23 protein-coding genes and 1 tRNA gene are annotated in these 26076 nt (G+C 68.5%); 15 read left to right on the plus strand and 9 right to left on the minus strand.

Translation table 11 applies throughout. The annotated features are described in order from the left end of the window. Nucleotides 1–26: 26 nt before the first annotated feature. Complete coding sequence (locus AB0F86_RS24315; protein ID WP_356985977.1) at nucleotides 27–458, plus strand: DUF6194 family protein; 432 nt, start codon at nucleotides 27–29, stop codon at nucleotides 456–458. 24 nt (nucleotides 459–482) lie between these two features. On the opposite strand, the gene AB0F86_RS24320 is transcribed toward AB0F86_RS24315, so the two are convergent. Next, entirely contained in the window at nucleotides 483–1073 is a 591-nt protein-coding gene (locus AB0F86_RS24320; RefSeq protein WP_356985976.1) for a TetR/AcrR family transcriptional regulator, read from the minus strand. A 149-nt stretch (nucleotides 1074–1222) separates the two neighbouring features. On the opposite strand from AB0F86_RS24320, the gene abc-f reads away from it, so the two are divergent. The 4 genes from abc-f (at nucleotide 1223) to AB0F86_RS24340 (ending at nucleotide 4006) form a co-directional block, all read left to right on the plus strand. Further along, the gene (abc-f, locus tag AB0F86_RS24325; RefSeq protein WP_356985975.1) at nucleotides 1223–2824 is read left to right on the plus strand and encodes a ribosomal protection-like ABC-F family protein; all 1602 of its coding nucleotides are present in this window, start codon (nucleotides 1223–1225) and stop codon (nucleotides 2822–2824) included. Nucleotides 2825–2841: 17 nt separating this feature from the next. After that, the gene (locus AB0F86_RS24330; protein WP_225281804.1) at nucleotides 2842–3555 is read left to right on the plus strand and encodes a CatB-related O-acetyltransferase; all 714 of its coding nucleotides are present in this window, start codon (nucleotides 2842–2844) and stop codon (nucleotides 3553–3555) included. Next, a complete protein-coding gene (locus AB0F86_RS24335) occupies nucleotides 3513–3680 on the plus strand; it encodes a DUF4236 domain-containing protein (protein WP_225281805.1) in 168 nt (55 codons plus the stop codon). Before AB0F86_RS24330 ends, AB0F86_RS24335 begins: the two co-directional genes overlap by 43 nt. Nucleotides 3681–3814: 134 nt before the next feature. Then, nucleotides 3815–4006 carry a hypothetical protein gene (locus AB0F86_RS24340; protein ID WP_356985974.1) on the plus strand — a complete coding sequence of 64 codons (192 nt, stop codon included), beginning with the start codon at nucleotides 3815–3817 and terminating at the stop codon, nucleotides 4004–4006. Here the strand turns inward: AB0F86_RS24340 and AB0F86_RS24345 are convergent. Further along, on the minus strand, nucleotides 4003–4602 hold the full coding sequence (locus AB0F86_RS24345; RefSeq protein ID WP_356985973.1) for a TetR/AcrR family transcriptional regulator: 600 nt from the start codon (nucleotides 4600–4602) through the stop codon (nucleotides 4003–4005). The two genes, AB0F86_RS24340 and AB0F86_RS24345, sit on opposite strands and share 4 nt — an antisense overlap. Before the next feature lie 71 nt (nucleotides 4603–4673). Here AB0F86_RS24345 and AB0F86_RS24350 point away from each other — a divergent pair, with 71 nt between their 5' ends. The 6 genes from AB0F86_RS24350 (at nucleotide 4674) to AB0F86_RS24375 (ending at nucleotide 15369) form a co-directional block, all read left to right on the plus strand. Then, nucleotides 4674–5078 (plus strand): DUF6463 family protein, encoded by a 405-nt coding sequence (locus tag AB0F86_RS24350; protein WP_225281807.1) that lies wholly within the window; start codon nucleotides 4674–4676, stop codon nucleotides 5076–5078. A gap of 221 nt (nucleotides 5079–5299) precedes the next feature. Then, nucleotides 5300–5920 carry a GNAT family N-acetyltransferase gene (locus AB0F86_RS24355; protein ID WP_356985972.1) on the plus strand — a complete coding sequence of 207 codons (621 nt, stop codon included), beginning with the start codon at nucleotides 5300–5302 and terminating at the stop codon, nucleotides 5918–5920. Nucleotides 5921–5934: 14 nt separating this feature from the next. Continuing rightward, nucleotides 5935–12240, plus strand: coding sequence for an SDR family NAD(P)-dependent oxidoreductase (locus AB0F86_RS24360; protein ID WP_356985971.1), 6306 nt, complete (start codon nucleotides 5935–5937; stop codon nucleotides 12238–12240). Further along, nucleotides 12237–13595 carry an aminotransferase class I/II-fold pyridoxal phosphate-dependent enzyme gene (locus tag AB0F86_RS24365; protein WP_356985970.1) on the plus strand — a complete coding sequence of 453 codons (1359 nt, stop codon included), beginning with the start codon at nucleotides 12237–12239 and terminating at the stop codon, nucleotides 13593–13595. Before AB0F86_RS24360 ends, AB0F86_RS24365 begins: the two co-directional genes overlap by 4 nt. A gap of 65 nt (nucleotides 13596–13660) precedes the next feature. After that, nucleotides 13661–15001 (plus strand): DUF1254 domain-containing protein, encoded by a 1341-nt coding sequence (locus AB0F86_RS24370; protein WP_356985969.1) that lies wholly within the window; start codon nucleotides 13661–13663, stop codon nucleotides 14999–15001. 95 nt (nucleotides 15002–15096) lie between these two features. Further along, nucleotides 15097–15369, plus strand: coding sequence for a hypothetical protein (locus tag AB0F86_RS24375; RefSeq protein ID WP_225281812.1), 273 nt, complete (start codon nucleotides 15097–15099; stop codon nucleotides 15367–15369). 177 nt (nucleotides 15370–15546) lie between these two features. On the opposite strand, the gene AB0F86_RS24380 is transcribed toward AB0F86_RS24375, so the two are convergent. Then, the gene (locus tag AB0F86_RS24380; RefSeq protein WP_356985968.1) at nucleotides 15547–16173 is read right to left on the minus strand and encodes a TetR/AcrR family transcriptional regulator C-terminal domain-containing protein; all 627 of its coding nucleotides are present in this window, start codon (nucleotides 16171–16173) and stop codon (nucleotides 15547–15549) included. 70 nt (nucleotides 16174–16243) lie between these two features. On the opposite strand from AB0F86_RS24380, the gene AB0F86_RS24385 reads away from it, so the two are divergent. Next, nucleotides 16244–17203, plus strand: a complete 960-nt coding sequence (locus tag AB0F86_RS24385) for a zinc-binding alcohol dehydrogenase family protein (RefSeq protein ID WP_356985967.1) — start codon at nucleotides 16244–16246, stop codon at nucleotides 17201–17203. Nucleotides 17204–17290: 87 nt separating this feature from the next. Here the strand turns inward: AB0F86_RS24385 and AB0F86_RS24390 are convergent, their stop codons facing one another. Further along, on the minus strand, nucleotides 17291–18490 hold the full coding sequence (locus AB0F86_RS24390) for an ATP-binding protein (RefSeq protein ID WP_357171720.1): 1200 nt from the start codon (nucleotides 18488–18490) through the stop codon (nucleotides 17291–17293). Nucleotides 18491–18557: 67 nt separating this feature from the next. Between AB0F86_RS24390 and AB0F86_RS24395 the strand changes: the two genes are divergently transcribed. Then, the gene (locus AB0F86_RS24395) at nucleotides 18558–19445 is read left to right on the plus strand and encodes an exodeoxyribonuclease III (RefSeq protein WP_225281817.1); all 888 of its coding nucleotides are present in this window, start codon (nucleotides 18558–18560) and stop codon (nucleotides 19443–19445) included. A gap of 7 nt (nucleotides 19446–19452) precedes the next feature. On the opposite strand, the gene AB0F86_RS24400 is transcribed toward AB0F86_RS24395, so the two are convergent. From AB0F86_RS24400 to AB0F86_RS24410, 3 genes are all read right to left on the minus strand, one after another. Continuing rightward, a tRNA-Arg gene (locus AB0F86_RS24400) sits at nucleotides 19453–19528 on the minus strand. Between the two features lie 66 nt (nucleotides 19529–19594). Then, complete coding sequence (locus tag AB0F86_RS24405) at nucleotides 19595–20305, minus strand: DUF1542 domain-containing protein (RefSeq protein WP_356985966.1); 711 nt, start codon at nucleotides 20303–20305, stop codon at nucleotides 19595–19597. 100 nt (nucleotides 20306–20405) lie between these two features. After that, nucleotides 20406–21545 (minus strand): acyl-CoA dehydrogenase family protein, encoded by a 1140-nt coding sequence (locus AB0F86_RS24410; protein WP_067641039.1) that lies wholly within the window; start codon nucleotides 21543–21545, stop codon nucleotides 20406–20408. Between the two features lie 149 nt (nucleotides 21546–21694). On the opposite strand from AB0F86_RS24410, the gene AB0F86_RS24415 reads away from it, so the two are divergent. Then, nucleotides 21695–23329: a long-chain fatty acid--CoA ligase gene (locus AB0F86_RS24415; RefSeq protein ID WP_356985965.1), complete on the plus strand. Its 1635-nt coding sequence runs from the start codon at nucleotides 21695–21697 to the stop codon at nucleotides 23327–23329. 63 nt (nucleotides 23330–23392) lie between these two features. On the opposite strand, the gene AB0F86_RS24420 is transcribed toward AB0F86_RS24415, so the two are convergent. Both AB0F86_RS24420 and AB0F86_RS24425 read right to left on the minus strand, forming a co-directional pair. Next, nucleotides 23393–23785: an SCO5389 family protein gene (locus tag AB0F86_RS24420; protein ID WP_356985964.1), complete on the minus strand. Its 393-nt coding sequence runs from the start codon at nucleotides 23783–23785 to the stop codon at nucleotides 23393–23395. An 83-nt stretch (nucleotides 23786–23868) separates the two neighbouring features. Then, on the minus strand, nucleotides 23869–24900 hold the full coding sequence (locus tag AB0F86_RS24425; RefSeq protein WP_356985963.1) for a nitronate monooxygenase: 1032 nt from the start codon (nucleotides 24898–24900) through the stop codon (nucleotides 23869–23871). Nucleotides 24901–25161: 261 nt separating this feature from the next. On the opposite strand from AB0F86_RS24425, the gene AB0F86_RS24430 reads away from it, so the two are divergent. Beyond that, nucleotides 25162–26022 (plus strand): M23 family metallopeptidase, encoded by an 861-nt coding sequence (locus tag AB0F86_RS24430; protein ID WP_356985962.1) that lies wholly within the window; start codon nucleotides 25162–25164, stop codon nucleotides 26020–26022. Nucleotides 26023–26076 lie beyond the last annotated feature (54 nt).

A 26076-nucleotide genomic window follows, 5' to 3' on the forward strand; every position in this document is an offset into this window, starting at 1 on the left:
AAGCACTTCAATGTGACGCTTGAAGCATGCAGATTACCGAGATCGACGACTTCGTGAGCGGACTCGACGGTGTGCTCGCCCTGCGGCCCACCGAGGGCAGCGACTTCCCCGAGATCAGCTGGGGCGACATCTTCTACTACTACGCCCCGGACGGCGTGGTGCCCCGTGGCCAGCCCTTCGCCACGATCGTCACCAAGAACTATCCCGACGACACCGCTTCCGACCTGGACAGACCCGGTGCCTTCCGCGTCAATATCGCGGTCGCCGAGGACACCTTCGCCGAATACGCCGACAACCCGCTCGCCGACAACACCTTCGCCCCGCACCCGCAGTACGGCCGGGCGCACTGGCTTTCGATCACCAACCCCGGCCCGGATGCCGCCGAGGTGCTGCGGGAACTGTTGCGAGAAGCCCACGCGCGCAATAAGTCACGCACAGAACGCCGTTCGCGACATTGACCGTCGAGCGGTGTGCGGCGGTTGTCACCCGCGGAACGCGCCGGCGCGGGCGGCGAGTGCGGTGCTGGTCGCCGCCCGCTCCGGCAGCCCCGGATCGGGTGGGGTGCGCAGCAGCATCAGGCAGTGGTACACCGGGGCCGTCGCCGCGATGAGCAGGGCGCGGGCGTCGGTATCGGCGGGGATCTCACCGCGCTCCACGGCACGCTCCACGACGATCTCGCACTGCGTGTAGCGGTCCTCCCACATCCGTGCGAGCCCCTCGGCCGCCTCGCTCGACCGGAACGACACCGCGATCAACGCCGACGCGATCGATGGTTCCGCGAGCAACGACTCCTGGATCTCCTCGTTCAGCGCCGTCAGATCCCCGGCGAGTGAACCGGTATCGCGCGGCTGCCAGTCCAGATCACCCGCCGCCGCGATGACATCGGCGAGCAGCCCGCCCACATTGCGCCACCGCCGGTACACCGTTGTCCGATGCACACCGGCGCGCTCGGCGACCGAGTCGATGGTCAGCGCGTCGTACCCGTGCTCGGCCAGCTCGGCACTGACAGCGGCCAGGACCTGCTCCCGGTTGCGGGCGGTGCGGCCACCTGGGCGCGGTGTGGGTTCGCTCATGAATCTTCTTCTTGCTCGGTGGGAAATCCTGTGGCACCATACTAATGCAATTGTTGTCGCACTAGTGAGGTTGCCGATGCTCCTTCGAAGCGTTCATCACGTCCTGCGGTCCGCTCGGTCCGCGTCCTCGAATGCTTCGGAGTGCTTGTATGCCAACTCAACTCACCGCACGCGCGGTCAGCAAATCGTTCCTGGGTCGCCGGGTTCTCGATGAGGTGACGTGTGCGTTCGCCACCGGCGAGCGCACCGGGATCATCGGCGAGAACGGTTCGGGCAAGTCCACCCTGCTCCGCCTGCTCGCCGGCCGTGACCTGCCCGATTCCGGTGAGGTGGTGGTCCAGGCCGACGGTGGCGTCGGCTACCTCGCCCAGGACGAGGAACTTCCACCGCACCTCACCGTGCAGCAGATCATCGACCGCGCCCTGGCCGACCTGCGCGCCATCGAGGACCGCCTGCGGACGCTGGAAGCCGCGATGGCCGATGGTGCCGGGCTCGCCGAATATGCCGAGCTGACAACCCTTTTCGAGCTGCGTGGCGGTTACGATGCCGAAGCCGCAGTGGAACGGGCCCTGCACGGTCTCGGACTCGGGCTCGTCACCCGCGATCGACGCGTCGGTGACCTGTCCGGTGGCGAACAGGTCCGATTGCGGTTGGCGTCGGTGCTGGCGGCGGGCACCGAGGTGCTGCTGCTCGACGAGCCGACCAACCACCTCGACGACGACGCCATGACCTGGCTCGAAGACCACCTGCGCACCCGGCGCGGCACCATCGTCACGGTGTCGCACGACCGGCGGTTCCTCGAACGCGTCGCCACCGACCTGCTCGAGGTCGATGCCGACCGCAGACAAGTGGTCCGCTACGGCAACGGTTACGCGGGCTACCTCACCGAGAAGGCGGCGGCCAGGCAACGCTGGGAGCAGGCACACGAACAGTGGCAGGCCGATATCGCCCGCCTGCGCGAGACCGCCGCGACCACCGCACGCGCCGTGGCACCGGGTCGGGCGATGAAGGACAACAACAAGATGGCCTACGACCGAGCCGGTGGGCGGGTTCAGCAGTCATTGGCCAGTCGTGTCCGAAATGCGGAGGAACGTTTGCGGCGGCTGCTGGCCGACCCGGTTCCCGCGCCGCCGCAGCCGCTGCGGTTCACCCCGGTGCTGCGGGCACGGCGGGTGCAGGGGCCGGTGCTCGAAGCGGTCGACGTGGCGGTCGAGGGTCGGCTGCCACGTACGAGTCTGTCGATCGCGGCGGGGGAGCGGGTGCTGGTCACCGGGCCCAACGGCACCGGAAAGTCCACGCTGATCGGGGTTCTCACCGGCGAGATCACACCGGACGGTGGCACCGTCGCTCGGCGCGGCCGCATCGGCCACCTGGCCCAGGAACCTTCGTTCCCCGACCCGTCGCAAACCCTGGCCGCCGCCTTCGCGCACGGTCGCGCGGGTGACCCCGATGAGCACACCGAGCAACTACTCGCCCTCGGACTGTTCGATCGCGCGCAACTGGACACCCGCGTGGCCGACCTGTCCACCGGCCAACGCCAACGCCTGGCCCTCGCCCGCCTCGTCACCGAGCCCGTCGACGCCCTGCTCCTCGACGAACCGACCAACCACCTCTCGCCTGCCCTGATCGAAGACCTGGAAACCGCCCTGAGCACCTATCGCGGGGCACTGCTGGTCGTCAGCCACGACCGCCGCCTGCGCTCACGCTGGCGCGGCGCCCACCTCGCCCTCGGCGCCACCGCCACCGTCTGAATCCCGAAGGAGCCCCCGTGCCCGCACCCGACCCGACCACACCCCATCCCATTCCCGACCGCACCAGGGTGATGCTGCTGAAACCGCACGTGACCTCGCCCTGGATCGAGGTCGGCGACTTCACCTACTACGACGATCCCGACGACCCCACCACCTTCGAAACCCGCAACGTCCTCTACAGCTACGGCCCCGAGAAGCTGGTCATCGGCAAGTTCTGCGCCATCGCCACGGGCGCCCGGTTCATCATGAACGGCGCCAACCACCGTATGGACGGCCCGTCGACCTACCCGTTCCCGGTCCTCGGCGGTTCGTGGGCCGACCATATCGACCTGGTCATGGACCTGCCGAGCCGCGGCGACACGGTGATCGGCAACGATGTGTGGATCGGCAACGGCGCGACCTTGATGCCCGGCGTCCGCGTCGGCAACGGTGCGATCATCGGCACCGGCGCCGTGGTCACCGCCGACGTGCCCGACTACGGGATCGTCGGTGGCAACCCCGCCCGGCTGATCCGAACCCGTTATCCCGCAGGCGAAGTCGAACGTCTGCTGGATATCGGCTGGTGGGACTGGCCGCTCGACCACATCACCCGCCATATTCGAACTATCATGGCGGGTAGCGTCGATGCACTGGAATCGGCTGCCGCCGAGCTCCATTCGGATCGACGCGCCGAACCGAAAGGCCAGCAATGCCCATCCGATTCCGCCAGCGCAAATCCTTCGGCCCCCTGAAGTTCAATTTCACCCAGTCGGGTCTGTCGTCCTGGGGCATCAAAATCGGTCCCTGGTCCTGGAACTCGCGCACCAAGAAGAACGCCGTCGACCTCCCCGGCCCCCTGAGCTGGCGCCAGCGCTGAGGGACTCAGCCGAATTCGCGGGCGACGGGCCGAACGGGTCGGCGAAATGCGCCTCCCTGACCATCAGATCCACCTGCGGATACGCGTCGGTGAACGCGCGAAGGACGGGCGCGATCGCATGGGCGAGCGCGCCCATGATGCCGATCCGGAGCACGTCGCCGATGCCGTGCGCGTCGGCGCGGGCGCGCGCGATGGCCGATTCGATGAGCCGGCTGCCGTGGCGCAGTTCGTCGCACAAGCCCTCGCCGATACCGGTGAGCACCAGTCGACTAGCCGGGCTGGCTGCCCTGATCGCCGGGTGTGCGCTGGTGGTCCAGCTGGCCTAGGGCAGTAGATCTTTAGTGAGGGCGTCGGCGATCATCGTGGCGATCAGCTCGATGAGGGGCGGGACCCGCGCGGAGTCCTCGTCGAGCACGATCAGCCACGCGTAGAGCGGGCCGAGAATGAGGGCCTGCAGGACGGCGGGGTCCGGCCGGTGCGTCACCTCGCCGCGTTCGATCGCACGGTCGACCACGGTGGTGATGATCGCGCGCTCCACCGCGAGGAAGGTCGAGGCGAAACGGGTGCGCAGGTCGGGGTCGGCGCGTACGTCGGCCAGCAGGCCCGACAGCGTATCGGCGCCCGACCCGACCACCTGTGCGGCGATCTGCTCGGACAGCGCGACCAGGTCGCCCCGCAGGGACCCGGTGTCGGCGGGGGACTCCTCGCCCAGGTCGTGCAGCAGGACGGCGAAGGTCATCTCCTGCTTGGAGGAGAAGCGCCGGTAGATGGCCGCCTTGCTCACTCCGGCCCGGGCCGCCACCGCGTCGACGGTCAACCCGCCGTACCCGGACTCGCCGATCACCTCCCGCACCGCCGAGGCGATCGAGGTATCCACTCGCTGCTCGCGGGGGCGTCCCCCGGCTTGTTTTGTCTTCGCCACGATGGCAGCATACGGAACCGTCAGTTTCGATAGCAAGGGTCTCGTATCTTGCCCATGAACGGAGTACGCCCATGATCACTTGGGCCGGGAGGGTGCTGGCCACCCTCGGTGCGGCGCACGCACTCGCCGCCACAATGCTCGGCCACCGCTATTTCGGGCAGTGGTTCTCCTTCGAGCTCTGGGCGCCCGACGCCGATATCGCCGCGCTGCCACCCGAGATCGGCGCCTTCTGGATGGGCCCCGGTAGTTTCGGAATCCCCCTGATGCTGCTCGGCTTCCTCATCACCTGGATGGACCGCCGCGGCATCACGCCACCCGTCCTGCTGGCCGTCGGCCTCATTGCTTGGACTCTGCTGTGCGCCGCCATCTTCGAACCGGCCCCGTGGATCCTCGCCACGGCCGCATCGATCCAGCTGCTGATCGCCATCCGCCGCCCGGCCGCACCCCGCCCGGCCGAAGCCCGCGCCGGCCGATGATCCGAGACCGTCCGCGCGAGCGAGGGGTTCGCGCGGACGGCGACACGGACGCTTTCGGAGCCACTCTGTCAGTGCCCCTTGACGCCTGACGACCTGACGAAAACCGACAAGTCGTTCTGAATTTTATGCCTGGTCGATCTGCTGAGATAGCCTAACGAAAGACAATCTGCCCGAGCGATTTCCGTGATCCGGCACAGCAGATCTACTGAGGTGCAACAGCTTTGAGTTCAGCGCAGAGTCCGCTCGTCCGTGCGGCGACGCGGGCCGATATCGACTCCATGGTGGACGTGCTCGCCGCCGCCTTCGCCCAGGACGATCCGATCGATGAGTACGTCTTTCCAGACGAGACCGTCCGGTATCGGCGGGCCCCGCGCATGTTGCGCGCCATGATCCGGCACCGTTTCCTGCCCGCGGGTGGGGCTGAGGTGGCGGTGCTCGACGGGCGGGTTGTCGGGGTGCTGCTGTGGTACCCGCAGGGCTATCGGCCGGGTGGGCTGCGCGAAATAATCGCGGGCCCAGAGCTTCTCGTCGCGATGGGGTCTGCGGTGCGGCGCGGTATCGAGGTCGATGCCGCCATGGATCGGGCCGCTCCGGCCGAACCGCACTTCTTCCACGTCTACCTCGGCGCCGATCCGAGCCTGCAGCGCAGCGGTGTGGGCCGGGCGCTGTACGCCTCGTTCACCGACAAGGCCGACCGGCAAGGTGCGTCGATCTGCGGCATCTGCAAAGACGCCAATGTCGGCTACTACGAGGCGCTGGGCAACGAGCGCACCGGATCCGTCCGGCTCGGTGCGACCGGCCCGGAACTCAACATCATGATTCGCCGCCCGCGGCCGCTCTGACCCGAGGAATGCACATGACTGACATCGCCATCGTCGGCATCGGCTGCCGTTATGCGGGCGGCATCGAGTCGCCGGAATCGTTCTGGGACTTCGTGATCCACAAGCGCGACGGCGTTCGCGAGATTCCCGAGGAGCGCTGGGACTGGCGCCGCTACTACGACGAGGACCGGCGCGCGCCCGGCCGCATGTACACCAAACGCGGCGCCTTCATGACCGGCGACCCGTGGGCCTTCGACCCGGAATTCTTCGGCATCTCGCCGCGCGAGGCCACCAGCATGGACCCGCAGCAGCGGTTGATCCTCGAGGTGGCCTGGGAGGCGCTCGACGACGCGGGCGTGGCCGGACGGGCCGCAGGGTCCTCGCTCGGGGTGTATGTGGGTGCCTTCACCCTCGATCAGATGGTGGTTTCGGCGGGTGCCGCGCTGCCGCATGTCGACCTGCACACCGCCGTCGGTGTGTCGTACACCATGCTGTCGAACCGACTGGCGTACGCGCTCGACCTGAAAGGCCCCGCCGTCACGGTGGATACGGCCTGTTCGTCGTCGCTGGTCGCCCTGCATCTGGCCTGCCGGGCTATCGCCGACGGTGACTGCGACGTCGCGATCGCCGGTGGCGTGAACGTGATGGTGCAGCCGGAAACGTTCGTCACGATGTGCAAGGGCGGCTTCCTCGCCGCCGACGGGCGGAGCAAGCCGTTCGACGCCGCGGCCGACGGCTACGGCCGGGGCGAGGGCGCCGGTGTGGTCGTCCTGAAGAAGCTGGCCGACGCCGAACGCGACGGTGACCGGATCTACGCGGTGGTCAAGGCCACCGGCGCCAACCAGGACGGGCGGACCACCGCCATCACCGTCCCCAATGCGGAATCGCAGGAAAGCCTTGCGCGCGACGTGATCCGGCGCTCAGGCCTCGATGTTCGGGATGTCACCTACGTCGAGGCACACGGTACCGGCACCCCGGTGGGCGATCCGATCGAACTGCGGGCCATCGGTCGCGCCTATGGCGCACCTGCCGGACGGCCGGGGCAGCTCGGCGTCGGGTCGTTGAAGGCCACGCTCGGGCACACCGAGGCCGCCTCCGGTGTCGCGAGCGTCATCAAGTCGGCGTTGGCGATTCGGCATCGCACGATCCCGCCGCAGGGCTGGCTGGACACGCCGAACCCCGATATTCCCTTCGACGAGTGGGGGATTCGGGTACTCACCGAGGCCGAGCCGGTCGGCTCCGACGTCGAGCGCATGGCCGTGGCGGTCAACGGGTTCGGTTACGGCGGGACGAACGCGCACGCGATTCTGCAGGAGTACCGGTCGAGCGCCGAAACCGTCCGGCCACCAGTGCATTTCGGTGTGCTGCCGCTGTCCGGGCGTTCGGAAGGTGCGGTACGTGAGCTGGCGCGCGGGTTCGCCGAACGCATCGCCGACGGTGCCGATCCGCAGCGGCTGGCTGAGGCGGCGTGGCGGCGGCGTCAGCATCATCCGGTGCGCACGGGCGTCGCTTTCGGCGACGACACCGAGCTGGTGCAGGGGCTGATCGACCTGGCGACCGGATCGGGCCGGGTCACCAAGACCGTTGCCAAACGCGCCGGTGAACCGGTGTTCGTCTGCACCGGTATGGGCCCGCAGTGGTGGGGCATGGCGCGTGAGCTGCTCACGGCGGAAGGCACTTTCGCTGTCGAGGCCAAGCGGGTGGACGCGGAGTTCCAGGCGGTGGCGGGCTGGTCGATCATCGAAGAACTGCTGCGGCCGGAGGAAGAATCGAGGGTGACCTCGACCGCCATCGCGCAACCGGCCAACTTCCTCGTGCAGGTCGCGCTGTTCGCGACGTTGCGGGAGCGGGGGATCGAGCCCGCGGCTGTCGTCGGGCACAGTGTCGGCGAGGTGGCCGCCGCGTATCTGACCGGCATGTTGTCGCTGGGCGACGCTGTTCTCGTCAGCTACCACCGTTCGCGGCTGCAGGCGAGCACGGCGGGCACCGGCGGCATGCTCGCGGTGGGGCTCGGGCCGGCCGAGGCCGGTGCGCTCGTGGCAGGTGAGGACGCCGTCGATATCGCGGCGATCAACAGCCCGTCGGCGGTCACCCTCGCGGGTACGGTCGACCGGCTCGACGCCATTGCCGAAACACTCACGGAGCGGGGTGTGTTCGCGCGGCGTTTGCAGGTCGAGGTGCCGTATCACAGTGCCCTGATGGACCCGATTCTCGACGAATTGCGTGCCGCACTCGCCGACATCACCGTCGCCGAACCACGCCTGCCGCTGTACTCCACCGTCACCGGCGAACTGGTCACCGGCGCCGACTGGGACGCCGACTACTGGTGCGCCAATGTGCGCAAGCCGGTGCGCTTCGCGGCGGCGGCAACGGCGCTCGTGAAGGCGGGACACCGGGTGTTCCTCGAAGTCGGTCCCCACCCGGTGCTCGGCGCCAATATTCGCGAGATCCTCATCGGTGCGGGCGAGACGGGCACGACCATCGCCACCCTGCATCGCAAACAGGACGACGCGCACAGCATGCGTCAGGTGCTGGTCGACCTCTACGCCGCAGGCGCTCTCGACATCGACGCGCTGTTCACCGAAACGGTCTGCCCGACACCGCATATCGACCTGCCGCGCTACCCGTGGCAGCGCACCGTACTGCGCTCGGAACTACCCGAGCTGCGGACGCAACGGCACGGCACCCCGGACGCGCACCCCCTGCTCGGCGACCGGCGCCCCGACGACGCGAGCACCTGGCGGCTCAATTTGTCGACCGCCGCACTGCCGTGGCTCACCGACCATGTCGTCGGCGGCACCGCGATCATGCCGGGCTCGGGCTACCTCGACGCCGCGCTGAGCGCCGCGGCCGTGCGAGCCGAGTCCGAACAGGTGGGACTCGAGGACGTGCGGTTCGTCGCGCCGCTCGTCGTCGACGGTGGTGACGCACCGATCGTCGAACTCCACCTGGAGGTTTCGACACGACGCTTCACCATCCGTTCGCGCGGCGCCGCCGGCTCGGTGTGGACCGTGCACGCGACCGGACGGCTCGTCGAGGGCTCCTACGCCCCGGTCACCGCCGACGTGCCCGACCTTTCCGCGACGACACCGGTCGAACCCGCCGACTTCTATACCGGTCTCACAGCGGCCGGGCTCCAGTACGGTCCGGCGTTCCAGCGGGTGACCGCGATCCGGCTCGACACGGATTCGGTCGTCGCCCGGGTTGACGGTGAAATCGACCGGGACGCTCGGCATCTCGCACACCCCGCCGTGGTCGATGCCGCCTTGCAAACGGTGGCGGCTCTGCTCGCCGGGCGTGCCGCCGAAGGGGCGATGGTCCCCGTCGGTGTCCGCTCGGTGCGCCGGCTGGCCGCCCTGCCCGCCGAGATCACAGTGGTGACCCGGATGTCCGGTGACGCCGCCGACATCGACCTGCTCGGCGCCGACAACGCCGTCTGCCTGCAGCTGCGCGGCGTGCGCTTCGCCTCGCTCACGCCGGGTGCGGGACCACTGCAGCGGATGAGCGACTTCTTCTACGAAGAACGCTGGGAGCTACGCGAACCGGTCGACACGACCGCGCTGCCCGGCGACGACGGATTGTTCACGCTGGTCCTCGGCTACGGCGAAGGCGCCGAAGAGCGCGTCGAACGGGTGCACCAGGCCGTGCGCACCGGGGCCGCCGGTTCGGCCGCCGTCCTGCTCGACGACACCGAGCTGGAAGCGAACCTCACCGCCCGCCTCCGCGACCTCTTCGCTCTCGAAGGGGTTGAGCGCGTGCATGTTTGCGTAGTGCCCGGCGCCTCGGCCGACGGCGATATACCCACCCTGTGGACTCTTCGCCGTGTCGCGGCCACCCTCGAAAGCTTCCTCGACGTCCGCGCGAAGGAACTCGCCGTCGACCTGCCGATGACCGGCGACGGGTCGCTGCACGCGACCGTCGTCACCGCCAACGCCTACGCGCACCCGGCCGACCCGACGCCACCCTCGCTCACCCTGGCCGCGATCGCGGGTGCCCGTCGTGTGCTGCTCAACGAACAGTCCCGGCTGCGGTGGCGGCTGGTCGATATCGACGCCCGGGTGACCGAAACCGAACTGGCCGCCGAACTGGCCGTACCGGGTGCCTTCACCTACGACCGCAGCGACGAGGTGATCCTGCGTGACGGACTGCGCTGGGTCACCGTCGTCGACCGGACCATGCCGCAGCGCCTCGAAGCGCTCGACACGGCGGAGCCGCTCACCGATCCGGAGGCGAACTTCGAACTCGAGCTGCCCCGCTCGCGCAGCTTCGCCCGGCTCGGCTGGCGGCGGTGCGAACGTCGCGCACCGGGACCCGGTGAGGTCGAGCTGCGCATGCGTGCGGTCGGCCTGAACTACAAGGACGCGCTGAAGGTGATCGGCGTGCTGGGTGAGCGGGAGCTGGCGCCCACGTATTTCGGCACGGTGCCCGGCATGGAAGGAGCCGCGACCGTCGTGCGGGTCGGTGCCGGAGTCACCGAGGTTGCCGTCGGTGACGAGGTGACCGTGACCTCGAAGGGCATGATCGCCCGGTTCCACACCACCGAAGCCGCCCTGCTCGCCCGTGTGCGCCCCGGCACCGAGCCCGGTCGCTGCACGAGCGGAACCGCCTTCGCCACCGCCGAACACTCCCTGCTCGAACTGGCCAGGATCCAGCCGGGGGAAACCGTGCTGATCCACGGCGCCGCCGGTGGTGTCGGCACCGCCGCGGTGCAGATCGCCAAGCAGCACGGTGCCGTGGTGATCGGCACCGCGAGCACCGAGCAGCGCCGTGCGCTCGTGGCGGCCGAAGGGGCCGATCACGTCCTCGGTTCGCGCTCGCTCACGCTCGTGGACGAGGTGCTCGCGCTCACCGGCGGCCGCGGTGTGGACGTGATCCTCAGTACCGCGCCGGGCGAGCTGCAGCGCCAGAACTTCACGATGGTCGCCGAATTCGGCCGCATCGTCGAAATCGGCAAGGCCGACATCTACGCCGGTGGCGTGCTGGAACTGGCCGCCTTCGACAAGAACATCGCCTACTACTCCTTCGACCTGGACCGGATGGCCCGCGTCCGGCGCGACCGCGTGCTCGACCTGGTGCGTGGAATCAACGCCCGGCTCGACGACGGCACTTACCGGGCGCTGCCGTTCACCAGCTACGGCACCGCCGAGGTCGGGGAGGCCTTCGAGGCGGTGGCGCGGTCCACCGGGACCGGGCGCGTGGCGCTCGACCTCACCGAAGCCGAGCCCCTGGTCCGGCCAGCCCTGCCGCAGGTGCGTATCGAGGCCGATGCGAACTACCTGATCACCGGTGGTTTCGGTGCCTTCGGTCTGGCTACCGGTCGGTGGTTGGTCGGCAACGGCGCCCGGCACCTGACGCTGCTCGGCCGTAGCGGCCCCACCACGGGGGCGGCGGTCGCGCAGCTCGCGGCGTGGGCTCAGCAGGGCATCACGGTGGTGAGCGAACTGGTCGACATCACCGATGCCGAGGCCGTCGCCGCGGTGATCGACCGAGCGCACACGGCCGACCATCCGCTGCGCGGTGTGTTCCACACGGCGGGCGTGATCGACGACAAACGGGCCACGGTGATGGACATCGACAGCCTGTCGGCGGTGTATCGGCCGAAGGTGGACGGTGTGCGCGCCCTCGCCGCGGGTCTCGAGGCGGCAGGCGTGCGGCTCGACCACTTCGTGCTGTACTCCTCCGGCTCGACGATGTTCGGTGCGGTCGGTCAATTCGCCTACACCGCCGCCAATTCCGCGCTGCAGGCGATGGCCGAATCGGTCGTGCGCACCGGTGGCACAGCGCTCGCGGTCGGCTGGGGTCACATGTCCGGCGGCGGAATGGCCGCCGCCGACGAGCACATCACCCGCTATCTGCGCACCACCGGGTTCGATCCGCTCGACATGGACGAGGGCGCGCAGTATCTGGAACAGGCGCTGCGCCTGGGTATTACGCAGGCGGCGATCATTCCGATCGATTGGGCCAAGGTCGATGCCACCGCGCCGTTCTTCGCCAAGACCGGACGGCTCGAGACGATGATCGCCGCTGCGGCGCAGGATGATTCGGCGGCGAGCCAATTGCGTATCCAGCTCGCCGAGCTCGACGAGGACAAACGCGGGGAGGTGGTGGCGTACATGCTGGCCGAACAGCTGGCGCAGGTGATGGGTGTCGCGGCGGACTCGATCGACCTGAGCGTTCCGGTCCCCGAACTCGGCCTGGACTCGCTGATGGCGGTGGAATTCGGTGCGCTGGTATCGAAGTCGCTCGGTGTCGAGCTGCTGACCTTGCAGATGGGCCGTTCGTTCAGCCTCGAACAGGCGGGAGCGCGGGTGGCGGAGGCGATCGTCGGGGTGCGGGCATGAGCGAGTCGGCGCGGGAACTGGCCAGGAAGCTGCTCAACGATACGGTCGGCGAGGGGGTGTCGCGGGCACCGTCCACACCCCCGCCCGTCCCGCGGCGCCCCCGGCGTGGTCCGGGCCGCCAGTTCGCCGACCACCCCGAAGTGGCGGCGATGGCGAAGAAACGCGCCACGATCGCCGAACTGTACGACCGATTCGACATGCCGAACCCGGTCTTCCTGCTGCGTGAGAGCGCCAACGACACCGTGATCCGTTGGCAGGGACGCGAACTGGTGAACTTCGGCGCCTACAACTACCTCGGGTTGAGCAATCACCCGAAGGTGGTGCAGGCGGCCAAGGACGCGCTCGACACCTACGGCGCCTCCGCCTCGGCCTCGCGCATCGTCGCCGGGGAGATCCCGCTCTACGCCGAACTCGAGCAGCGCCTGGCCGGGATGTACGACGTCGCCGACGCCCTGGTGACCACCAGTGGATATCTCACCAATGCCGGGGTGATCGGCTTCCTGTTGCGCGACGGCGACGTCGCCATCTGTGATTCGCTGATCCACCGCAGCGTGGTGTCGGGCGTGCAGTGGTCGGGTGCGCGTCAGCTCACCTTCCGGCACAACGATCCCGAGTCGCTGCGGTCGGTGCTGCGGATGGCGCGCGCCAATTTCGACCGTGCGCTCGTGGTGCTCGAAGGTCACTACAGCATGGACGGAACCATCGGTAAGCTTCCCGAAATCGCCGCTGTGGCGAGGGAATTCGACTGTGCGGTGATGGTCGACGAAGCCCACTCGCTCGGTGTGTTCGGCGCGAACGGCCGGGGCGTTCGCGAACATTTCGGCCTGCCCGGCGATGCGGTCGACATCTGGATGGGCACCCTGTCCAAGGCGCTCGGCAGCTGCGGTGGCTTCGTCGCCGGTGACGCCGACCTGATCGGCGCCATGAAGGTCGCCGCACCCGGCGTCGCGATGCTGAGTGGTGGGCCCGCGCCGTCCACCATCGGTGCCGCCCTGGCCGCACTCGACATCCTCGACATGGAACCGCAACGCCTGACCCGGCTGTGGTCCAATACCGAGTTCTTCCGGAGCTTGCTCGTCGAACGTGACCTCGACCTGGGTGTTTCCGAGGGAACTCCGATCTTCCCGGTCATGGTGCCGCAGGAATTCCGCGCCGGTTTCGTCTCGGCCCGGCTGCTTCAACAGGGCATCTACACCGGTGCGATCACCGCCCCCGCCGTCCCGGTCGGCAGCGAGCGGCTGCGCTTCTTCCTGACCTCCGAACACACCACCGACCAGCTCCGGCGCACCGCCGACGAGCTGGCCGAGGCGGTGCGGGTCGCCGAAGCGCTGCCCGCCGTCGGCGGCATCGGCTGACCGGTTCGGCGATCTCACCCGGAACGGATGATGCCTCGCGTCCGGCCAGGCGTGACGATTGCCCGATGACTACCGCACCGGCGTCGAAACCCGATCTGGCAGCACTGGCCGCGGAGGCCTTCGTCTACGGGTATCCGATCCTGGCCGATCTGGACAAGGTCGCCGACGCGGTGCGGAACGGTTTGGGGGCGACCTCTGCCGCCCCGTTCAACCAGTTCGCCAACGCAGCGTCTCTGGCCGGGCCCGATACGAAATTCGTGTCCGTCAACAACGACACCGTCTATTCGAACGCGATGGTCGACACCAGTGGCGGCCCGGTGCGCTTCGACGTGCCCGAAGCCGACGGCCGCTACTACGTCATGCAATTCGTGGACGCCTGGACGAACAACTTCGCCTATGTCGGTCACCGTGCGACCGGAACCGGGGCCGGATCGTTCCTGCTCGTGCCGCCCGGATGGAACGGTGACGCACCCGGGGACGTCATCGTGATCCACTGCCCGACCGCGGTCGTCTCGATCGTCGGCCGCTGGGCGGTCGACGGCGAATCCGACCTGCCTCAGGTGAAGGCGCTGCAATCCGGGCTGCGGCTCACCCCGACCGGTACCGGAAAGGGACTGCCGACGCCGGCCACCGGCGTGCCCGACGACCTGCTGTTCTTCGAACAGCTACGCGTCGCGATGGCTGCTTTCCCACCCGCCGAACGCGACAAGCGATACCAGCAGCGGTTCGCCCCACTCGGGTTGTTGTCGGATGAATCCCCTTACCGCGCTGCCGATCCCGACCTCGCCGCGGCGCTGGTCGAGGGTCTGGCGGCGGGCAGGAAGAACCTCGAATCGGAGCTCGAGCACGTCAGCGGCCCCGTGCAGAACGGCTGGAACCTGGCCTACCACATCTTCGACTACAACCTGGACTTCTTCGAAGTCGGCGCCCTCGACGATCCGGAATGGAAGGTGCCCGATACTGCTGCCCGCTACACGCAACGCACCGCGGCGGCGCGCGGGGGACTGTGGGGCAATCACGGCTACGAGGCCGCCTACGCGATGGTCTACGTCGACAGCGTCAGCGCCGCACTGGACGGATCACAGCGGTACCAGCTGACCTTCGCCACTCCACCGCCATGCGGTGCTTTCTGGTCGATCACGATGTACGACGCCGAGAACTTCTACCTCGTCGACAACCCCATCGACCGCTACTCCATCGGTGACCGCACCACCGGATTGGTCACCGGCGCCGACGGCTCCCTCACCATCACCCTCCAGCACGACCAGCCGACCGACCCGACGGAACGTGCCAACTGGCTCCCCACCCCCGTCGGCCCCTTCCGCCCGCTGTTGCGCGTGTACGAACCCGACCCCAGTGTCCTCGACGGTTCCTACGCACTCCCACCGATCATCCGACGTTCCTGATCGGTGACCGGCACTCCCGACACCGGAGACTCGGTGCGGGTCGCCGGAGCACTTCCCGACGTAGGGTGAGATCGCCTCCGATCGGAAGGAACGCCGTGACCGAAGCAGCATCCGTAGTCGTCGCCTACACCCACCTGTTCCCCGGCCTGGAACTCGACCTCCCCGGCGACCGCTTCGACCTCGTCTTCGCCGACGGCAGCGAAGCGGCGGCCACCCTCACCGAAACAGGCGGCGACCCGGCCATCCTGGTCGACGCCTATCGCACCCAGGCGGGGACGGAAATCGCCGAAACCCTCTGGCCTGTCCGGCGTTCGACGGACGACGAGCACCGGGTGAAACTCGGGAAGGCCCTGCGCTCGACCAGCTAGGGCCGCAGTGCTCCGAGCACCTGCTGTGCGGTGTCGGCGTGGCTCGCCGCGTTCGGGTGCAGTGGTGCGATCGCGTCGTTGGTGGCGGGTGTCTCGCGTCCTGGGCCTGCACCGGTTGGCAGATCCCCAGCGGGTAGCCGACCAGCACGATGTGGACGAGGGGTGAACGCCCGGCCGTCAGCGCAGCCGGGTCGCGAGCCCGTCGAGGACAACGCCGAGTTGGCGTTCGAACCTCGGGTCGCCGTCGTCGCGGAGATGTCCGGCGGCCTTGACCAGTTCGGCCCCTTCGCCGAGCCACGCATCACGTTCGGCAAGCGAGTATCGAGCGCTCGTGGAGGGGCTGCGCTCCTGCTCTTCGATGACGAAGCCGACCACGAAGGCCGTGAGTAGGTCGAGGGTGTCGTCGGCCTCGGGCAGTGAGAACCCGGCCGCGGTCAGGCGCTCGAGCCACGATTCTTTCGCCTTCACCACGTCGGGGTCGGCGAAACGCGTGCCGCTGAAGATGCGCGCCCCGTCGCGGTGCCGCAGGTATTCCGACCTCAGGACGCGGGCGTAGGCGGATACGTCGTCACGCCAGTCGGCGCCGCGCGGGATCGCCGCGAGGGCATCGGTGACGCGTCGCATGACGAAGGTGGCCATCTCGTCGAGGAGTTCCTGTTTGTTGCGGACGTGCCAGTACAGGGCGGGGGCCTTCACGTCGAGCCGGGTGGCGAGCACGCGGACGGTGAGGGCGTCCATGCCCTGCTCGTCGAGCAATTCGAGTGCGGTCGTCACGATCTGCTCGCGGGTGATTCCTTTTGCCACGGTTGACACCTTAACAAAGTTAAGGCATCGTCGGTGGCAGCGTAAATTAACTTAGTTAAGGAGCCATCTCATGCGTGCTGCTGTCGTCGAAACCCCCGACTCGACACCTGTCCTCGCGGACTTCCCGGATCCCCAAGCGCGGCCGGGCCAAGCACCGTTGAGGCTGGTGGGCGCTGGTTTGCACCACGTCGTCCGTGGGCAGGCCGCCGGGCGCCACTACTCCGGCGGCCCGGCACACCCCCTCGTTCCGGGCGTCGATGCCGTGGCCCGTACCGAGGACGGGCGGCTGGTCTACACAGGTTTCGCCCGGGCGCCGTGGGGGACCATGGCGGAATGGATGGTCACCCCGTTCGCGGCGGAGCTTCCCGCCGGGGCCGATCCGCTCGCCGTCGCCGCCGGAATGAATCCAGCCCTCTCCGGCTGGATGCCCCTGATTGCCCGGCGCGAGGAGGCGGGCGAACTCGGGACAGTACTCGTGCTCGGCGCGACCGGCGCCTCGGGCGGTCTGGCGGTGCGGGCCGCGCTGGCCCTCGGCGCGAAACAGGTCGTCGCGGCCGGGCGTGACCGCGCAGCGCTGGAACGACTGCGTGCCCCGGGTGTAGTGACCGTCGCACTCGCACCGGACGCACCCGACACCTGGTCGACCACCCTCGGTGCGGCCGTCGCCGACACCCAACCCACCCTCGTTCTCGACTACGTGTGGGGCACCGTCGCCGAAGCTGCCTTCGCGGCAGTGGGAAGCTCCGGCCCGTCCGCCAACAGTGTGCCGCTCGATTACGTGCAGATCGGCACACTCGCCGGAACCGATGCCTCACTCCCCGCAGCGCTACTGCGCAGCCGCCGGATCCGGATCAGCGGCAGTGGCCTCGGCTCGGTCTCGAAGGAACAGATGATCGCCGAGGTCCCCGCCATCCTCGCCCGCTTCGCCGACGGCACGTTCGACCCGCCGTACACCACATACCCCCTCAGCCGCGTCGGCGAAGCCTGGGCACATCAGGGCCGTTCCCGCCCCGTCATCGTCCCGGATTGAGCGCGGACTTCCCTGCCGGAGCGGCCGGCATTTGTCACGGGGAAGACCGTGACATGGCATGACCGGCGCGCATCAGCTGAACTTATTTCAGGCTTGCAGCTCGGGCGGCGGGGTCGTCCACAGGGCGCTGATCGGAACACCGGTCAGAGCGTCGCCGAAAGGGAGTTGCTGGTCACCGCAATAGAGGACCAAGCCGGCATGGAAGCGATCGCCGAGGCGACGTTGCAGGGCTCGCAGGCCTCGGAAATCGTCGGGGCGAATGGTCTCCGCCGCTTTGACCTCTATCGCGACGATCCTGCCCGCGTTGTCCTCGAGGACGGCGTCGACCTCGTAGCCGTCCCGGTCGCGGTAGTGGTGCAGCCTGGCCATGGTCGTGCTCCAAGTGAGTTGACGGGTCAGTTCGCCCAGTACGAAAGTCTCCATGATGGCGCCGGTGGTCGCGTCATTGGTGACGCCGGTCAGTAGATAGGCGGCGAGGCCGGAGTCGGTGAAGGTCAGTTTCGGTGTCGAAATGGCACGTGCGGTGGCATTGGCCGACCAGGCCGGGACCAAGCGGACGAGGTAGATGAGCTCCAGGATGTCGACGTAGTCCCGCAGGGTCGTGACTGGTATCCCCAGATCAGCGGACAGGCGGCTGTAATTGAGTAGGCCGCTGGTCTGTGCGGCCAGGGCTGCGACGAGGCGACGCATGTCGGATCCGCGGCGGATGTCGGCCACCTGGTGCACGTCGCGACTCATGATGTCGTCGAGGTAGGAGCTGTAGAACTGGGCGCGTCGACGCGGCGCGGTACGACGGATGGCTTCGGGATATCCGCCTCTGGCCGCCGCGGCCAGGTAGTCCTTGCGTCTCAGCTCCGATGATCCGGTGCGGAAGTCGGCACCGGCAGCGAACACCGCATCGATGAAACCATCTCGGGTGCCGTTGATTTCACCTTGCGACAAGGGAAAGAGCTCGATGGTTTCCGACCGGCCGGGCAGTGAATCGCCCAGCGAACTCAGTCCGAGGAGTCTTGCTGAGCCGGTCAGCAGAAAATGCCCCGGCCGTGGGTCGCGGTCGACAGCGTGCTTGATCGACAACCAGAGATCCGGAACGCGCTGCACTTCGTCGATCAGCATGGTGCCGGGTGCGTCGAGGAAGGCGTCGATCTGCCGAAGGTGATTCCGTCGATCTGCCGGATGGTGTGTCGTCGATCTGCCGGGAACTGCGCCGTCGATCTGCCGTATCGGGCGATCGGGTTCATACGCGGCTGTGTGGCTACTCGTCGGTGTTCCGCTCGAGCAGTTGATCGGGGGTCAGCGTCGTGATCCAGGGCTCGCCCGGGCGGGTGACAGGGGTCTCCGGCACAGTGTTGCCATGGGTTCGTCGGTCGCTGACTCTTTCACTGTCGCCACATTCAACGTCAACGGAATTCGTGCGTCACGTCGTCGTGGATTCGACCAGTGGTTGCGGGGCCGGGCGGCGGATGTGGTCGCGCTGCAGGAGTTGCGTTGTTCCGCAGCCGATGTGGGAACCTTCCCGGGCTATTCGGCGGCAGTGGACGTCGGTTCCGTGGCCGGTCGCAACGGTGTGGCCGTATTGACCAAGGTTCCCGCCGCTGCCGTGCGGACGTGGGTGACCCACCCACCCAGGGCCCGCGGACTCGGTGAGTTCACCGCACAGGGACGTTATATCGAGGTCGACCTGGCCGACCGCCCGGTGACGGTGGCCTCTCTGTATCTCCCCAAGGGTGGTCTGCCCGCGCATCTCCAGCGCCCGGGATCGATGCGCGAACAGCCCGACGGTGGGGTCAAGTACGAACGCAAGCAGAGGTTCCTCGCTGCGTTCGCCCGCGAAGTGCACCGGAACCGGCTCGCTGCGCTGAGTGCGGGACGCGAGTTCGTCCTCACCGGGGACCTGAACATCGCGCATACCCGACACGATGTGACCAACTGGCGTGCCGCCCGCACGATGGACGGCTTCTTGCCTACCGACCGCGAATGGTTCAGTGCGGTTCTGGGCACGCGCCGGCTCGTCGACGTGGTGCGACAGGTGCACGGCGATCGCCCGGGTCCACTCACCTGGTGGAGTTGGGCGGGGCAATCGTTCGCCAAGGATGTGGGTTGGCGAGTGGACCACCAACTCGCGACTCCCGGCCTCGCCCGCCACGCGAGGTCTGTCGTCGTCGACAAGGAACCGTCACCCGCCGAGCGCCTCTCCGACCACGCGCCCCTCGTAGTGACCTACGCGGCGATGCCCGACTGAGAATTTCTGGTGCCCTCGGCAGGATTCGAACCTGCGACACCCGCTTTAGGAGAGCGGTGCTCTATCCCCTGAGCTACGAAGGCGGGGGGCTCGCTCGGCGGGCCGAGGTGAGTATAACGCGAGGGGGTGGGTGGGGGTGTCGGGCTCGGTCAGAAGGCGGGGTAGGTACCGGTGTCGTAGCCGGGGTCGGTGAGGTCTGTGGGGGTGGGGGTGGCGGCTTGGCCGGTGCCGTTTTCGAAGGCTTCGGCGTCGTAGCCGATGCCGTGCATGCCGGCGAACAAGGCGGAGAACAACAGGACCGAGCCTGCTCCCCAGGCGCCGGCCAGGAGGGCGGGCTTCCACCAGGGTTCGGAGTACCAGCCCGCGGGGACGGGGCGGCCTGCGACTCGGCCGCCGGGATAGTAGTGGCCGGTGGTGGGGGAGGGGTGGGGTGAGGCGGTGATGCGGCGGCCGTTGTAGTCGATGGTTCGGGACTGTTCGACGCGGCCCGCGATGTCCTGGCCGTCGAGGGCGGGGATGGGATCGCCGGGGTCCATGTTCATCACCTGCCGGGCGGCGCGGATGTAATAGAGGCCTTCGAGGGCGGTGCGGCGAGCGAGGTCGGCCTGGTGGGGTGAACGCGCGCGGTCGAGCTGGGCGGTGGCGGCGGTGTGGCGTTCGGAGGCGTCGGCGAGGGCTTGGCGGGCGGCTTCGTTGCGCGGGGTGAGGGCGTAGACCTGGCCGCCGAGGCGTTCGATGCCCACCCTGGCCTCGGCTCGTGCCTCGTCGAATTCGCGGGCGGTGCGCTTGTTCTGTTCGGCGCGCAGGTACAGCAGTGCGCCCACCGATAACACCAAAATCAAGACCAGCCACCACAGCATCGCACGCCTCATTTCGTCGAGGTGTCGAGATGCCGTCCAGTTTACTGACCGGTTGCGGCGAACGCGCTGACCACGGATGATCAGCGCGTTGCCGAATTGCTCACCCGGCGAGATGGCGGGCGATCACCAGGCGCTGGATCTGATTGGTTCCCTCGAAGATCTGCATCACCTTCGCCTCGCGCATGTAGCGCTCCACGGGGAAGTCCTGGGTGTAGCCGTAGCCGCCGAACACCTGGACGGCGTCGGTGGTCACCTTCATCGCGGCATCGGTGGCGGCGAGTTTGGCGACGCTGGCCTGACGCGAATAGGGCAGACCGGCGTCGCGGCGGCGGGCGGCATCGAGGTAGGTGGCGCGGGCGGTGTCGACGGCGGCGGCCATGTCGGCGAGCACGAAGCCGAGGCCCTGGTGATCGATGATCTTGCGGCCGAACGCTTCTCGCTCCTTGGCGTAGGCGACGGCCTCGTCGAGCGCGCGCTGGGCCACACCCGTGGCGACGGCAGCGATGCCGAGGCGGCCCGCGTCGAGGGCGCTGAAGGCGATCGAAAGTCCTTGTCCCTCTTCGCCGATGCGGCGTTCGGCGGGCAGGAAGACGTCGTCGTAGGCGGCGGTGGTTGTCGGGATGCCGCGCAGACCCATCTTCTCCTCGGGCTTGCCGAAGCTCAGACCCTCGGTGCCTGCGGGCACGAGGAAGCACGAAATGCCGCGCGAGCCTTCACCTGTGCGTGCGAACAGGGTGTAGAAGTCGGCACGGCCACCGTTGGTGATCCAGGCCTTGGTTCCGGTGATCCGGTAACCACCGTCGACGGGGGTCGCGCGGCAGCGCAGCGCGGCCGCGTCGGAACCGGCGTGCGACTCGGAAAGGCTGTAGGCGCCGATGGTTTCGCCCGACAGCATCCCGGCCAGCCACTGCTGCTTCTGCTCGTCGGTGCCGTAGGTGAACAGCGGGTGGCACGACAACCCGTGCACACTCACCGCCACCGCGACCGCCGCCCACCGGCTCGCCAGTTCCTCCAGCACCTGCAGGTACACCTCGTACGGCTGCGCGCCGCCACCGAACTCCTCGGGGTAGGGCAGGCTGAGCAGTCCGGCCGCGCCGAGGGCGGGGAAAACGCCCTCGGGAAAGACCCCGGTCTTCTCGCTTTCGGCAACGCGCGGCTCGAGCACTTTGTCGGCGATCTCACGGGTCAGCTCGATCAGGTCGCGCGCTTCTTCGGTGGGCAACATGCGGTCAACAGCCATGCCGGTCACAGTACGGCCGGGCTACCCGTCCGCGCCGACAAGGTCGAGACCGGAATCTTGGTTGAGGAACCCGTTGCCCGGGCCAAACCTTTCGGTAACATCCCGTGTGACGTGGATCATTCCGCGGCGAGGGATTCGAAGGAGCACCGATGCTGAGCACAATGCAGGACGACCAGCTCTCGCTGGCAAAACTGCTCAACTATGCCGCCACTTTCCAAGGCGATTCCACCGTGTCCACCTGGACCGGCGACGGTGTTCGCACCATGACCTACCGCGAGCTCGGCGCGGATTCCGCTCGGCTGGCCAACGCGCTGCGCGGGCTCGGCATCGACGAGGGCGACCGGGTCGCCACCTTCATGTGGAACAACAACGAGCACATGACCGCCTACATCGCGGTCCCCGCGATGGGCGCCGTCCTGCACGCGCTCAACATCCGGCTGTTCCCGGAGCAGTTGGTGTTCGTCGCCAATCACGCCGAGGACCAGGTGGTGATCGTCGACGGCACGCTGGTTCCGCTGTTCGCCCAGTACCTGCCGAACCTGAAGACGGTCAAGCACGTGATCGTCGCCAACGGTGACCCGGCCGCGCTCACCGCGCCCGAGGGCGTGCAGGTGCATTCCTACCGTGAGCTGCTCGACAGCCAGTCCGCCGAGTTCGACTTCCCCGTGGTCGACGAGCGTTCGGCCGCCGCGATGTGTTACACCTCGGGCACCACCGGCGACCCGAAGGGTGTCGTCTACTCGCACCGCTCCAACTGGCTGCACGCCATGCAGGTGAACTCGCCCAACGGCATGGGTTTCCACGGCGGCGACTACGTGCTCGCGATCGTTCCGCTGTTCCACGCCAACGCGTGGGGCCTGCCGTACGCGGCGCTGATGTCGGGCGCCAACATCCTGATGCCGGACCGTTTCCTGCAGCCCGCGCCGCTGCTGGAGATGATGGCCGCCGAGAAGCCGAGCTTCGCCGCCGCGGTGCCGACCATCTGGGGTGGTGTGCTCGCCGCGCTGGCGGCCGCGCCGCAGGACATCTCGCATCTGCGCACGGCTGTCGTGGGTGGTTCGGCGGTGCCGCCGTCGATGATGCGCGCCTTCGAGGAGAAGCACGGCGTGCGCATCCTGCACGCCTGGGGCATGACCGAGACCTCGCCGCTGGGCAGTGTCGCGCACCCGCCCGCCGGTGTGGAGGGCGACGACGCCTGGGAGTACCGCTACACCCAGGGCCGTTTCCCGGCCAATGTGGAGGCCCGTCTCGTCGGTGACGACGGCAAGGTCGTTCCCAACGACGGCGAGTCCCTCGGTGAGCTCGAGGTGCGCGGCGCCTGGATCACCGGCTCCTACTACTCGCCCACCGGCGCCGAGATCGACCCGGACAAGTTCGACGACGGCTGGCTGCGCACCGGTGATGTCGGCAAGATCAGCCCCAACGGCTACCTGACCCTGGTCGACCGCTCCAAGGACGTCATCAAGTCCGGCGGCGAGTGGATCTCCTCGGTCGACCTGGAGAACGCGGTGATGGGCCACCCGGCAGTCGCCGAGGCGGCTGTGATCGGCGTGCCGGACGAGAAGTGGGACGAGCGCCCGCTGGTCGCCATCGTGCTGGCCGAGGGTGCCGCCGCCGAGGCCACCGAGCTGCGTGACTTCCTGGCCGACAAGTTCGCCAAGTGGCAGCTGCCGGAGCGCTGGACCTTCATCGCGGAGGTGCCCAAGACCAGCGTCGGCAAGTTCGACAAGAAGCGCCTGCGCGCCCAGTACGCCGAAGGCGAGCTCGAGGTCGTCACGGTCTAGAACGACGAAAAGGGCGGGCGTGGAATCACTTCCACGCCCGCCCTTTCGCCGCCCGCCGAAGATTCAGCAGTTGCGGAGCTCGGGACTCTGGTTCAAGAGCTGCGCGCGCGGGCTGATGTAGCGGGTGTAGGTTTCCCCGCCGACCGCCGAAAGCGGGAAGGCCGCGACCCGGTGGCAGTTCTGGAAGGCCAACTTGACCCCGAAGTGGCGTTCCAGGCCACTGCGGATGGCGTCGGAGGCGAGGGCACGCAACAGCTGGCCGCGAGCCGCCTCGTCCGGCGGCGGGATGCGGTTGTCGGCGTATTCGTCGGTGCCCGCACGCAGATCACCGGCGACCCGGCTCACCACTTCCCAGGCGTAGGGCAGCGACCGGCGGACACAGTCGACGAATTCCGCGTCGTCGATATCGCCCTGTTCGGCGCGTTCTAGTAAGGCTGCCGGGACATCGAGGGACATGGCGCTCTCCTCCTGCTCGAAGTGTTCGGTGGAATGCGATGCCCGGCCGAGTGTAAACGAAATCCGTTGTCGATAAGCGGGGTTCAGTCCGAAAGGGCACGGCGCAGCGAGGATTTCGCGTCCGACCACAGGGTGGTGACCAGTTCGCCCGCTGGTTGCTCGGTGCTGAGCGAATGTGCTTGCCCGGCCCACAGATTCACCTGATCCGGGTTGCCCGAAACCCGGCCGTCGGCGCGCAAAGGGGAAGTGGCGTAATGGATTTCGGGATACGCCGCGGGCGCGCCCGCAGTGTGGTCGATGAGGAACCGGTTGCGGATGCCGCGCGCACGCCGACCGGTGAAGGCGCGGGTGAGCATGGTCGGTTCGGGGGAGCCGATCGCGCCACGGTGCACCGCGTTGGTTCCGGCTTCCGGGCAGCGCAGCAGGGCCGTGCCGACCTGCGCCGCCCGTGCGCCCGTGGCGAGGACCGCCGCGACCGCCGCGCCGGTCGCGATGCCACCCGCGGCGACGATCGGGCGATCGGTGGCGGCGGTGAGCAGTTGCAGCAGGGCGAGCAGGCCGAGGGGATCGATCGGGTCGTCGGCCGGGTCGTCGAGGAAGCACGCGCGGTGCCCGCCCGCTTCGGCGCCCTGGGCGATCAGTGCGTCGGCGCCCGCGTCGAGCGCGATGGCGGCCTCGGCGGGCGAGGTCACCGTCACCCAGACCTCGGAGCCGACGGCGTGCAACCGGTCCACCTCCACCGCGGTGGGGCAACCGAAGGTGGTCGACACCACCGCGACCGGCTCCTCGATCAGGAGGTCGAGCTTGTCGGCCCAGCTGTCGGTGTCGTGCTTTGGCGTGCCGAGCGGGAACTCGATCCCGAGTTCGGCCAGGTAACCCGCGTAGGAGGCCGGATCGGCGACGGGGCCCGGCGCGAAGAGGTTCACGCCGAACGGTCCGGGGGTGAGCGCCCTGGTCGCGGCGATCTGCGCGGCCACCGCCTCGGTGCCGAGGTATCCGGCGGCCAGCTGTCCGAACCCGCCCGCGGCCGACACCGCGGCCACCAACTCGGGAGTGGACGGGCCGCCCGCCATGGGCGCAGCGACGACGGGGACGCGCAAGCTCTCGATCACCATGCCAAGAGTGTGGCCCGGCCAACCGGTGTCCAGCCCCCGCGACGCTCTCGGTTACCCGTCTCGATCTTGGGCTCGTTACTAGTCAACACGCGATCCACCTGGGAATTTGCCACCGAAGGTTGCGGAATGATCACGGCGCGGTACAGTTCACGTCACGACGGATGCCGAACCGTTACACATAGTCCGGCATCGGGAGAGATCCCAGGTCGATCGCGAGATCGGCTTCGTACCGTCATTGTCGCCGGACGCTAGGACGAAACCTTGTCGCAGCACCGTATGGGCCCCGATTCGATCTCCGTCAAGGCCCTGTTGGCCGACGGCGGCGCCGGACGCCCCAGCCGGCACCGCGCCGCGCCCTCGCGCACCGAGCGGGTGCGGGCCGCCGCCGGTGCCGCGGTCGCCGCGGGCGCCCTGGTCGGGACCGCCGCGCAGGTCGTCCCCGCCATCGCCTACGCCGCTCCGCTGCTGCCGACCACCCAGGACGACGTCGAGGAATCCGTCGTTCCCGAGTCGGCCCGCGAGGACGTGAACCTGGTCGCCGCGCAGGAAGTCGCCTCCCACGTCGAGGCGCCCGCGCCGGTGCAGGCCGTCGCAGCCCCCATCGCCGCTCCGGTGGCCGCCCCGTTCGGCATCGGCAACCTGCCCCCGGAGATCTCCGGTCCGCTGGCGCAGGTCGAAGACATTCTCCAGGGCATCCAGCATCAGGTCGCGCCGCCGCAGGCCGCCCGCCCGGTCGCCGGTCCCATCAGCTCCGGCTTCGGCGCCCGCTGGGGTGCCATGCACAGCGGCATCGATTTCGCCGACTCCATCGGCGCCCCGATCCACTCGGTCATGAGCGGCACCGTCGTCGAGGCGGGCCCGGCCTCGGGCTTCGGCCTGTGGGTGCGGGTGCTGCAGGACGACGGCACCACCGCTGTCTACGGCCACGTCAACGACATGCTCGTCAGCGAGGGCCAGCGGGTGAACGCGGGCCAGGTCATCGCGACCGTCGGCAACCGCGGCCAGTCCACCGGCCCGCACCTGCACCTCGAGATCTGGGATCAGGGCGGCGCCAAGATCGACCCGCTGCCGTACCTGGCTTCCAAGGGCGTTCCGATGGAATGGGGCCCGTCGGCTCACTGAGCGGATATCGCCCGCAAACAGGCACGATCTAGTGACGGTGGTTCGTATGAGCCC

It is taken from the genome of Nocardia sp. NPDC023733, assembly GCF_040639775.1.
GTDB lineage: Bacteria > Actinomycetota > Actinomycetes > Mycobacteriales > Mycobacteriaceae > Nocardia > Nocardia rosealba.